The sequence below is a fragment of the Candidatus Proelusimicrobium excrementi genome (assembly GCF_937881865.1).
GTDB classification, from domain to species: domain Bacteria; phylum Elusimicrobiota; class Elusimicrobia; order Elusimicrobiales; family Elusimicrobiaceae; genus Proelusimicrobium; species Proelusimicrobium excrementi.
In genome coordinates this window covers 1-11,212 of sequence record NZ_CALGEO010000096.1, presented here as the reverse complement: position 1 = coordinate 11,212, position 11,212 = coordinate 1, and the positions used below count along the sequence as shown (strand labels likewise).

Here is an 11,212-nt window from a genome sequence, read left to right as displayed (position 1 = left end):
CAGGCCTTGATGGCCAGGCGAATCCTTCTGCGGTAAGAACTTCGAAAACTTTTAAAATAGTCCTCTGCCGTCCCGTAGCTTTGCCCTTCATTACCGCATGTCAAATCTACCATACAGGTAGGCAATGTCTCGCCGATTACGTAACTGCCGTGGGCGATGGGGTTTGAAACATTCAACACAAGCTTTGCGCCCTTGATGGTTTTGATGTAATCCAACATAAGCTTTTCATCATTGGTCACATACCCCGGATAACTTAAAGAACAGGGGAAACCGATGACTTTGACCGGATAGTTTTACCGAAGGTTAAAATATCCATCCGGTTGTGATACACCACAAAAAACGCATAGGAGTCATCCTTTTGAATATAATAATATTCCTGCTTAAAAAGATTGTTTTCTTTAATCAGATTCAACAGTTCCCCTTCAAAGGGATACTCCAAAAAGGGTAGCTTCGGAAGCTTATCAAAACGCTCCTCACGATATACTTTTATATCCTCATTAGATTTCTTTTTCATACACTATATATCTCTTATAAACTCCGTCGCAGACTGCTTTACAGAATCCCGAAGAGTCCGTATTCTCATCCAATACCCAGGAAGTTTCCGCCCTGGTTGCGCCGTAATTTGCAACAATCTTTAAAAATACCTGGTGAATCAACACAAGGGGCATTCCCACGGTACGGTATTCTTCCAGTACGCCATACTCCATTACCTTGGCAGTGTTCAGCTTTTTATTTAAGAACAGGTTCTTGATAAAATGCTTGGCACCGAAGGCCTCGCCGGGTTTGGCAAGTTCGGAACGCAAATATTTACCGGTAACGCCGATATAATGTTCCAAATCGGAAGAGGTGCCGAAAGCCTCCCAAGCGGTAGTGCCGATATGCTCGCCTATGCCGAAAGAGAAAGACCAGTCGTCGCCGATTTTGCGGCTGTATACGTCATCGGTATCGCCTTTGTCAAACACATAGCCGGAAAAGGCTATATTCAAAGGATTATTGCCGAATATGCTTAAAAAACCTACCGGGAAAGCCAAAGCGCCGTGATGGTATTTCATATCAAGCTGCGCTTCGGAAGTGGTTCCGGCCAACTGGAAAGACTCCACCATACCCAAAGCCGCCGGGTTATAAAAGGCCATACCCGTAACGTCATCGGCCAAAGCCGTGGCCGCGCCCGCCATACCGTAATATCTTGCACCCATATCCATTTTAAGGAAAGGCAAAGCCGTACGGCCGGCATCCTGCGCATAAACGGAAGCCGCTAAAACGGCGGTAAAAACTAAGGAAGTTAAATATTTTTTAATGTTCTTCATATTATTTCACCACCACTATTTTCTTAAGCTTCCGGTCTATCCCCGCGCCGTCGACGCGCAGCAGATAGACGCCGCTGGCAACCACTTTGCCCGCACCGTTGCGTCCGTCCCATTCGACTATTTGCGTAATGCCTTGGCTGACGTCGCCGTCCTTAATCGTTTTGACGAGCAAGCCGTCAATCGTAAAGATTTGGACTTTTAACTTTCCGTCGGATTTCGGAACGATTTCAAATTTAACTTTGCCGCCTTTCATCGGGTTGAAGACGGAATCTTTTATATAAACTTCTTCCCCGCTGGTTGAAGCCGTAACTATCGGGTTTGAAATGCCCAAAGAAACAACTCCGTAATCCTCGCGGTAATTAGTGTTTCCGACGTCCTGATCGGCTTTGTTCGAGCGCAATTTGCCGAAAACCTGCAAATACACCATATTATGCCCCAAGGAGGAGAATCCGTTTTGAAGCGTAACCTTGCCGGATATAAACCCGCCGGCAAAATAACGCACATCACTCGCGCTCAAATATGTTCCGCTTATGGTATCAGCCCCCGGTATCGGATTTAAATCTGAGTCCAAAAGCCTGCAGGAATGGAAGGCTTCATATCTATTGGGATACCAGCCTTCAAGCCCAAGCTGCCTAAAATCGCTTTCCGTTAAAGGAGGGTTCGCATCCATGATGCTTCCGCCTGCAACCCAGAAAGGAACTTTAAAGTTTATTTCTTTACCGTCTTCAAAATCGTCAAGCTGAACCTCCACATTGCCGACATTGGAGCCCTGCGCAAAAGTAAAATTAAGTTTATATGCGCCGGTATCCGCGGAAATATCCGAAGGATAATACCCGTTTGAAAGCTTATAAACGCCTAAGATATAACGGCCCGTATTGCCCCTTAGATTGCCGCTTCCGTCAACACCTTCCCAAGACGGCGCGTTGAAAGTTAGGGTTATTGTTTCAAGATTCGTCGTTATGCCCGTATTGCCCTGTTGGTCATCCGGGACGTCGGAAGGACGCACCAAATCAACCGCCGTTTGCATATCGGCGTCAAGCAAGAGCATACCAAGCGGAATATATCTTCCTTCCCTAACTTTCGGCATAGTAAGCACGGCTTTAAATTCGCCTTCCGGCAGCGAAATGCTGTAATAATCCATATCGCTGGCGGGATTTATGCTCGCGGAAAGTTCTTTCCTTGAAATTGAAGCTATATCCACATCGGCCGCCGCATAGGGGCCGTTGTTAGGTTCGTAAATATCGCCCTGCGCGGTAATGATATTGTCATAGGTAATACCGTGCGCGTCAAAAGCGTCTTCAACGGCGGTAACCCAAGCGGAGTTTCCGCCTATTGCAGAAATACCCGCAACGGCAATCATAGCGTCGCGGAATTCAAGCAAGCTGTCCGGGAAGAACATCAATGCGTTCCAAACCAGCTTATCTATGTTTTCGCCGATAGAGGATATCCTAAGCTGCCATAAAGCCTGGCTTAAAAACTTGCTGTTGGCGTGCTGGCCCATAGGCGCGCCGTTGGCTATCCATTTTTCGGGAGTGTAAGAATCGGTGCCGTCCAAGTTACGGGCCATACCTTCGCCGGAAGTCCCCGCGACGTATGCGCCGATTATGGAAGTATACGGTTTGCCCGACGCGTCTTTAAGGGAAGACAGCGCAAAGTAATCGGACACGGCTTCGGAAATCGCCGCGCCTTCGTCAAAATAAATTATCGGCCATATTTTGTTTACAACCGCGTGGACATATTCATGGCGGACGATTGCGCTTTCAAGAGCAAAGTTTACATATTGGCTCTTGCTGACGTCGTAGCGGCCTTGTCCGACCAAAATCACATCGGCGTCCAAATCATAAAAAGCGTTCTGCATACCGTCGTCATGGCTGCTGTATCTGGAGCCGGAAGCGTTCACCATTACCGGCATATGGCCGTTAAGATCAAAATCACCGCCCGCCAAGCCTACAAAATAATCGCGCATTGCGTTAAGGTTATAAAACGCGACGGCTTCCGGCGTTTGTATATTGTCACTCGCCATTACAACCGGCAGCGTAGACGTATCCGCGGAGGTATAACGCGCCGGCGTGCTGGAAGGAACGCAAAGTTTGTTAAACGAGGTTATGGAATAATCGCTTTCGCCCGGAGTATAATCCGCGGGATAAGCGGATATATTCATCATTTGGGCCGAATTATAATTGGAAATAAGAGGCCCGTTTAAAGAGTTGAATCTGCCTATATAAGCGCCCAAAACTCTGTCGGAAGGAAGCGAGCTGCCCAGCAACAAGAATTTTTTATCCTCAATGTCGCCCGACACGTTCATTTTGCCGATATTAAGATTTTTTATCAAAGGATAAGAAAACACCGGGTAATCCCCGCTGTTCTCGCAGGCATTGTAAGTCTGCCATGTGGCTCCTTTTGTAAATTCCGTCCAATCCAATCCAAAAGTTTCGTCCTCTCCTTTTTCCACGTAATATTTGGTAAGGGCGGCTTCGTTGGTAACCGTAAAATAAGGCCCGGATAAAGTTGCCCACATTCTGCCGGAAGTCGTAACTTCGCCGGCGGCAGACGTGGTTTGAGGGGCCTGCGGCGCGCCACTTCCGTTAAAAGAGTAAACGTACATATTGGAAAGAGGCAAAGTCTGCGTCGAAACACCGGGGGCTTTCGGATAGACCGGGTTTATATTAATTGAAAACTGGGCTGTTCTGGAAGCGTAAAAAAGTTTGCTTATTCTGTTAAGAACGTCGCCGGTTTGGGCATCAACGTAATAATCCCATTTGGCCGGGGCGTTTTCCCCGCCCTGAACAAGCGTTTTCCAAGCAAGCCTGGCCTGAGCCGTACCGGGCGTAACGTAAATTACTTTTTCCGGGGAGCCTAAAGCTTTGCCGCCGGCGTCTTGCGCGGCTATCAAAGCCGCCGAAGCCGCGGGAACGCTTTCTTTTACGTCGATATCCAAATCGGGAACATAAGTTGACTGATAGTTAAGCAAGGAGCCGTTTTTATCAATATTTACTTTAACGTAAGCGTTTTCCACCGGCAAATTTTTATAATACTGCCTGAAATAAAAGTGCGTGCCGACGGCTGATTTTAAAGGCTTTCTTAAAAGTTTAAGGTCCTTTTCGTTAACGCCGAGCAAATCTTTATTGCTTTTAATAAATTTAAGAGCGTTCTTATCGCCTGAACCGACGCGTACGCTTCTTCCGCCCACCAAAGAGCGGGGCGTTTTTGTCGCGCCGTTCATTCTTATACGCCACGAAGCGCCTGTTTTCTTATTAAATTTTTCAAGTTTCTCAAGGACGGCACTTTCCAGTTTTACCGGCTCCTCGGAATCAGTCTTTACGACGGCAAAACGCCGCGCGTCAAGAGCTCTTGCCGTATCCAGCGGCGACGCCGCAAAAGCGGCTTGCTGACACAAAAACACTGCGGACAGCAACGCTGACAGCGATTTTTTTGATAAAAGCATTAATGCTCCTCCTAAAAGGATATAAAGTCAATAATATATTTTTATTGTAGCATAAGATTAAATATTTGTATAATTTTTCAAACAAAATTATAATTAGGAGGTTTTATGCCCGCACATTATTGGCTGATACTCGGCATAGCTTTGCTTATAGGGGAAATTTTTACGGCCGACTTTTCTTTATCTTGCTTCGGTTTGGCGGCGATGATTTCCGCTTTGGCCAGCTGGGCCGGGCTTAATCTTTACTGGCAGATAGGCATAGCGGCGGCGGCGATATTTGCATTTTTCTTTACGCTTAGGCCTTTTATGCTTAAACATATGTACAAAAAAGGGGAAGGATTTAAAAGCAATATGGACGCTTTATCCGGCAAAGAACTTACAGTATGCCAAGCGGATAAAGAAAATTCAAAGTATTACGCCAAGCTGGACGGCGATCTTTGGGAACTTAGCTGTGAAGCCACCCTTGAAAAGGGCGACAAAGTGAAAGTTTTGAAAATGGAAGGTATCAAATTAATAGTAGAAAAGGAGAGTAAATAATGGAAGGCGTATTGATATTCGTAGTTATTCTTGCCGTAATATTTTTTGCTACCGGCGTAAAAACGGTTCAGCAGGCAACTGTGATAATCGTGGAAAGACTCGGGAAATACAACGGGATGTTAACTTCCGGCATAAACTTTATGGTGCCGTTTTTCGACAAACCCAAGTATATAGAATGGAAATACCCTACGGACAGAACCCCCAGGCAGATTTGCGTAATAGACCTTAGGGAAACCGTTTATGATTTTCCCCCGCAGGACGTAATCACCAAAGACAACGTAAACATCAAAATCAACGCTCTTATATATTTCCAGATTACCGAGCCCCTTAAAGTGGCTTATGAAGTGGCCTCTCTGCAAACCGCCATTGAAAAGCTTACGCAGACCACTTTAAGGAACCTTATCGGCGAATTGGAACTCGACCAAACTTTAATTTCGCGCGAAACCATAAACGCCAAACTAAGAGCCATTCTTGACGAAGCTTCCAATAAATGGGGCGTAAAAGTAAACCGCGTGGAACTTCAGGATATCACCCCGCCGCCCGCCATACGCGAAGCCATGGAAAAACAAATGAAAGCCGAACGCGAACGCCGCGCCGTAATTTTGGAAGCGGAAGGCACCAAACGCGCCCAAATCTTGCAGGCAGAAGGCGCGAAAGAAGCCGCAATCAACAAAGCCGAAGGCCAGAAACAGGCTAAAATCCTTGCCGCGGAAGGTGAGGCTCAGGCTAAAGTAAAAGTGGCTCAGGCCGAAGCGGAAGCCGTCAAAATCATTACCGATAACTTAAAAGAATTCGCCAACCCGGCCAATTATCTTATCTCTATAAAATATATAGAAGCCTTGCAGAAAATGGTTGACGGAAAAGACAATAAACTCGTCTATATGCCTTATGAAGCCACCGGCATTTTAGGCGCGGTCGGAGCGGTAAAAGAACTTGTAACCGCCAACGGCAAAAAGAACTAATCTTATACGTACAAACGCAAAATCCCCCGGCCTAAACCGGGGGATTTTTAATTTATAGCAGCAATACAAAGATTTTAGTCCGCGCTTTTAAATTTGTTTAAAACGGCCGAAGCCGCGGATTCATAAGAGGTCAGTTTAGAAGAAGGCGTAACGAAAGAAAGCACAAAGCGTCGGCCTCCCTCTGCAAAGAAATAGCTTGACGCATTTACGTTAAGCGCCGTCTTCCTGACAAAATTTACGTCCTTGCCGGCGATTTTTATTTTACGCGTCGGGTTTTGAGTAAACTTTTTGCCGGGAGCGTATTTTGCCAAAACTTCATCATTATAGCTGCGGCTGTTTTTAAAGACCGGCTCCAGCCACATGAGGGCGTCAGCCTCCTGCTTTAATATTATTCTGGCGTCCTCTTTGCCTTCCGGCTTAGCCGATATACCTACGGGCAAAGTCATTATATAAGAATATGTTTTGTCATTTTCGGCTATATTAAAAGAGAATTGAACTTCCCGCGCGGAAATATTTTTTGAAGACCAGTCCTCCAATACCGGCGCGGTTCTTTCCTCGGCCGGGGCGGCGGCGGGTTCCGATATTTTCGGCGTCTGCACCGCGTTTTGTTTGGCCGCGCCCGAGGCAAAAACAGCTCTGTTCAAGCTTGAAGCGATTATGCCCAAAGCCGCTTCCCCCCGGCTTATCTTCGCGCCGGATACGGATTTGGGATCCGCATTGGGCGAAGCCATATAATTGAATGATATATATTTGCCGTTATAAGGCGCGGTTAAAATTATAATTTTCGCTTCTTTGGTGGAAAAGGAGCAAACGTCGTAATTAATTCTTCCATAAGTTCTTTTGGTATACTGCGGGCGGATTTCCTCGCCGTATTCCTCGGAATATTCTTTAATTCCGCTTTTGATATCCTCAGGCTCGTTTTTCAAAGCCGCGCTTATGGCAAAAGCACCCGGCTTGGAAATTTCTTCTTCCGATTGGTCGTAATTGCTGATAACGGAAAGGTCTTCATCGCTGTCCGTGTTCAAAGAAACGGGCGCCAAAACATATACCGCTTCCGCCGCGTTTTTGCTTAAAATCACGGGTTTATACTTGCCGTCTTTTCCGAGGCTTTTAAGCGTTTTGGCTATGCCCTCAACGGATTCAACCGCAAGCGGAGTTTTGTTTTTCTCTTTGGTAAGATAATAATCCTGAGCGTAAACGCCGAGTGCGCAAAACATAAAAACGAAAGAAAGAAAAAGTTTCATAAAATCTCCTTTAAAGCAAGCTTAAATAACGCTCTCCCCCGTCGGGAGCGATTAATACTATGTTAAGGCCTTTGTTTTCCGGGCGGGCGGCCAAAACTTCCGCCGCACGGTAAGCCGCGCCGGAAGAAATCCCGCAGAACAAAGCGTCTTCAAGGCGCAGTTTGCGCGCGGCTTTAAAAGCGTCTTCGCCGGAAACGGGCAGGATTTCGTCTATAAGGCTTAAATCAAGCAAGGAAGGTACAAAACCCGCGCCTATGCCCTGTATTTTATGAGGGCCGGGCTTCCCGCCGGAAAGAACCGGGCTTTCCGCAGGCTCTACGGCCACCACTTTTACTTTGGGATTTTTACTTTTAAGAAAACGTCCCGTACCCGTTATCGTGCCGCCGGTGCCGACCCCTGCCACGAGAATATCGACTCTGCCCTGCAAATCCTTGTAAATTTCCGGGCCGGTGGTTTCGAAATGGGCAAAAGCGTTGGCCTTATTGGAAAATTGATCCGGCATATAAGCCCCCGGCGTCGACGCCAGAACTTCTTTGGCTTTGGCTATCGAGCCTTTCATTCCTTCGGCCGCGGGCGTAAGAATCAGCTCTGCGCCCAAAAGCTTTAAAAGTTTTTTGCGCTCCTCGCTCATGCTTTCCGGCATGCAGAGAATCACTTTAAACCCCATAAAACCGCCGAATGCGGCAAGGCCTATGCCCGTATTGCCGCTTGTCGGCTCGACAATGGTCCCGCCGGGCTTCAAAAGGCCTTCTTTAACGGCGGAGTTTATCATATAAAAAGCGGCGCGGTCTTTAACGCTGGAAAGCGGATTGAACAGCTCCGCCTTTACGTATATATCGGCCGGCAAAGAAGATTTTATTTTTATTAAAGGCGTAGAGCCTATTGAGGATAAAATGTCTTTCACGCTGATCTCCCGCCTAAGCGGCGAAGTTTAAACATTTTCTTAATACGGACAGAGCGGCTTCGTCGCCGCTTTTGTAGCAAACGTATACCAAATTGGCCAAAAATCTTTTTATCACTTGTTTTGAAGACATCGGCGAAATAAAAGCCCCGCTCCACGCAAAGCCGCGCGCGGACGCATAAATGCTGCATTCGTCTTCCCCGACAAATCTGCCGCCGGCGAAAACGTCCACATAAACGGGCTCGTAGGAATATTTGTCGCGCAGCCTTATCATAACTTTTCCGCCGGCGTCAAACATATCGGCTTTTAAATCAAAACACTCGGCGCAGCAGCAATATAAAGCCGCCATGGCGAAGCTGCTTGCCCCGCCGCAGTCGATTATATCGGGCAGGCTGAGCGTCCTTGCGCCGGCGCTTAAACTTTCAAGACGGTAATGCCCGCCGATAAAAAAGAACCGGGACATCACTTCCGCCTTATGGAAAATATCAAAACCCGCGTCCATATGCGCGGCGAGGCTCTTATGCAAAAGGCCGAATTTATCCAAAACGGCTTTTTGGGAAAGATGCGGATTGATGAACCTTGCTATAAGCGCGAAGCCTTTGAGCAAAGAAGGATTTTTTACGGCGAAATAAGCTTTAAAGTGGGCAAGGAGTTCTTCCCTCTTAATATTACGGACGATATCCCTTATATAGCCGGGCACGTCCGCGCCGAAGCTTTCCTCTATTACGTTTTTAAACTGGAGAGGCTCTTCCCTGATAAACCGCGCGAGCATAGCCTGAAGCTTGGGTTTAAGCTCCGGCTCTTTATCCATTAAATCTATTAAAGCTTTTATTTTGCTTCTGCTAATCATTAATATATCCGAAACGTTTTAAATATTTCACGTTCTGCCGCCAATTGGGCGTTACGGCCACATGCAATTCCAAACGGTATTTTTGCCCGAGGAACTCGTTTATCCTCTTTTGCGCCGCCTGCCTTAACTTGGCTATCGCGCTGCCGCCTTTACCTATAATTATAGGCTTCTGGCGTTCCCTTTCAACGTGCACAACCGCGCTGATGTAGTTTTTATCGCCCAAATCCTCGGTAAATTTTTCTATTTCCACATAAGTGCTGTAAGGGATTTCCTGCCCGTACTGCAAAAATATCTGTTCGCGGATAAACTCCCCTATATAAAATCTTTCCCAGCGGTCCGTAAGCTGGCCTTTGGGGAAATAGGCCGGGCCGTAAGGAATATAATTTACTACGGCGCGTTCCAACGGCTTTACACCCTCGCCTTTTTTGGCGTTGACCAAGAAAACTTCCTTAAAATTAAGCTCCGCCGAAAGAGCTTTGATTATTCTGTCAAGTTCGTCCTTTTCTTTAATCAAATCTATTTTATTGACCACCAAAAGCAAAGGGCAATATAAACCTTTAAGCTTTTTTATAAGCGGCGTATGGCGCGCCATGGGGGCCGTAGGGTCATAAACGAAAATGACTAAATCCGCGTCTTCGTTAATGGCTTGGTTTAAAGAGTTAAGCATAATCTGCTGAAGCTTATATTCCGCATGCAAAAAACCCGGAGTGTCGACGAAAACTATTTGATAATCGTCGCCCTCGCTTATGGCGAGGATGTTCTGCCTCGTCGTTTGAGGTTTATGCGTAACGGGGGAAAGCGCAACCCCCGCGAACTGATTAAGCAAAGTGGACTTGCCCGCATTTGCAAGCCCGGCCATTACGGCGAAACCGCTTTTAAATTTATATTCGGCGTTATTTTCCATATACAGATATTTTATCAATTTAAAATGAGAATATCGCACACGTTTATTTTATTTAAGCCGCCAAGCAAAATTCCCCGGTAAAAACCCCGCCTTAGCTTACGCTTAGGCGGGGCGGTTAGTTGAGAGCCGGGTTTTATCCCGGTAAATCCTATAGCAAGCCGGAGTTTTCCCTAATCTGCGAAGCCGTTTGGCATACGCATGCACCTTTCCACATAGGTATGCCGCCGAGCTTATCGTTGTCCCTAATCCCGTAACAACCGGGGGTGCCGTTGCTCATAAGCTTGGGGGTGTCTCCGGCGCAGCAGCAGATACCGGAGCATGTCGTATCAGACCATATCCCGTGATAGCAAGTGCTTGCTTGCGCCACCGTTATCGCCATACCTTGGCAGTATACTTTGCCGTTGCCGGGATTCGCGCAGCTGCAGCTGGTGCTCCACGTTCCCGAAGACGTACACTTTAAAACCTGATTGCTGTTGGAAGGACAAGTTTTTGTTTCCCCGCTGGTGCAATCCGGCGCGGTGCATGTCCCCCAGGAGCCCGTCGTCCATTGCCCGGTTGAGGTGTTGCATGTTACCGTTCTTGTTTGCGTACCGCTTTTACCGTTTGAAGCAGTACATGTTTGAAAGGTAATGGGCTTTGTACCGTCGCAGGTTTTGGGGCAGGCGGCGTCCCAGCCGCTCCAAGAACCGCTTGAACAGCATGTCCTGCTGCTGGTGCCGCAAGTGCCGCTGGGTTTATATTGTACCGCCCCGGACGTACATGTTTCTATCGGGTCTATTTTATCAGCGCAAGTTGTTAAACAAAACTTGTAATTAGTGTCATCTTCATCTACGCAAGTCAGTACTCCGTCAACACAACATTGCTTATATCCGGCTCGGCATAATACTGTGGTGAAATCAACTGCAGCAAAACTTTGTAGCGTTCCGCCAAGAATAAAGAACGAAGTTAATACAAAAAATACTTTATAACATTTAAATATCGTTTTTAAACTAACCATATTTTTACCTCCATTTTTGATTGCTTCAAGCCGAAAAACTTTAACAAACGCAAATAAAGAAGAACGAC

11 protein-coding genes are annotated in these 11,212 nt (G+C 46.8%); 2 read left to right on the top strand and 9 right to left on the bottom strand.

What is annotated here, in order from left to right; all coding sequences use genetic code 11:
- The 4 genes from ACQY26_RS04290 to ACQY26_RS04275 form a co-directional block, all read right to left on the bottom strand.
- A partial coding sequence (locus tag ACQY26_RS04290) for a hypothetical protein (protein WP_428047884.1) occupies positions 1 to 239 on the bottom strand: 239 nt, incomplete at its 3' end.
- A gap of 14 nt (positions 240 to 253) precedes the next feature.
- Positions 254 to 514 (bottom strand): hypothetical protein, encoded by a 261-nt coding sequence (locus tag ACQY26_RS04285; RefSeq protein WP_428047883.1) that lies wholly within the window; start codon positions 512 to 514, stop codon positions 254 to 256.
- Complete coding sequence (locus ACQY26_RS04280) at positions 498 to 1,307, bottom strand: hypothetical protein (protein ID WP_428047881.1); 810 nt, start codon at positions 1,305 to 1,307, stop codon at positions 498 to 500. Before ACQY26_RS04280 ends, ACQY26_RS04285 begins: the two co-directional genes overlap by 17 nt.
- Position 1,308: 1 nt before the next feature.
- A complete protein-coding gene (locus ACQY26_RS04275) occupies positions 1,309 to 4,752 on the bottom strand; it encodes a FlgD immunoglobulin-like domain containing protein (protein WP_428047880.1) in 3,444 nt (1,147 codons plus the stop codon).
- A 105-nt stretch (positions 4,753 to 4,857) separates the two neighbouring features.
- On the opposite strand from ACQY26_RS04275, the gene ACQY26_RS04270 reads away from it, so the two are divergent.
- Together ACQY26_RS04270 and ACQY26_RS04265 are read left to right on the top strand one after the other, a co-directional pair.
- The gene (locus ACQY26_RS04270) at positions 4,858 to 5,286 is read left to right on the top strand and encodes an NfeD family protein (protein WP_428047879.1); all 429 of its coding nucleotides are present in this window, start codon (positions 4,858 to 4,860) and stop codon (positions 5,284 to 5,286) included.
- The gene (locus ACQY26_RS04265) at positions 5,286 to 6,248 is read left to right on the top strand and encodes an SPFH domain-containing protein (RefSeq protein ID WP_428047878.1); all 963 of its coding nucleotides are present in this window, start codon (positions 5,286 to 5,288) and stop codon (positions 6,246 to 6,248) included. The genes ACQY26_RS04270 and ACQY26_RS04265 overlap by 1 nt, the downstream gene beginning before the upstream one ends.
- Before the next feature lie 74 nt (positions 6,249 to 6,322).
- Here the strand turns inward: ACQY26_RS04265 and ACQY26_RS04260 are convergent, their stop codons facing one another.
- The 5 genes from ACQY26_RS04260 to ACQY26_RS04240 all read right to left on the bottom strand — a co-directional run bounded on the left by ACQY26_RS04260 (position 6,323) and on the right by ACQY26_RS04240 (position 11,144).
- Positions 6,323 to 7,492, bottom strand: coding sequence for a hypothetical protein (locus ACQY26_RS04260; protein WP_428047877.1), 1,170 nt, complete (start codon positions 7,490 to 7,492; stop codon positions 6,323 to 6,325).
- Positions 7,493 to 7,502: 10 nt separating this feature from the next.
- Positions 7,503 to 8,396, bottom strand: coding sequence for a cysteine synthase A (cysK, locus tag ACQY26_RS04255; RefSeq protein ID WP_428047876.1), 894 nt, complete (start codon positions 8,394 to 8,396; stop codon positions 7,503 to 7,505).
- A 13-nt stretch (positions 8,397 to 8,409) separates the two neighbouring features.
- A complete protein-coding gene (locus tag ACQY26_RS04250; protein ID WP_428047875.1) occupies positions 8,410 to 9,243 on the bottom strand; it encodes a transglutaminase family protein in 834 nt (277 codons plus the stop codon).
- The gene (gene era, locus ACQY26_RS04245; protein WP_428047874.1) at positions 9,236 to 10,147 is read right to left on the bottom strand and encodes a GTPase Era; all 912 of its coding nucleotides are present in this window, start codon (positions 10,145 to 10,147) and stop codon (positions 9,236 to 9,238) included. The genes ACQY26_RS04250 and era overlap by 8 nt, the downstream gene beginning before the upstream one ends.
- Positions 10,148 to 10,295: 148 nt before the next feature.
- A complete protein-coding gene (locus tag ACQY26_RS04240; RefSeq protein WP_428047872.1) occupies positions 10,296 to 11,144 on the bottom strand; it encodes a hypothetical protein in 849 nt (282 codons plus the stop codon).
- Positions 11,145 to 11,212: the final 68 nt, after the last annotated feature.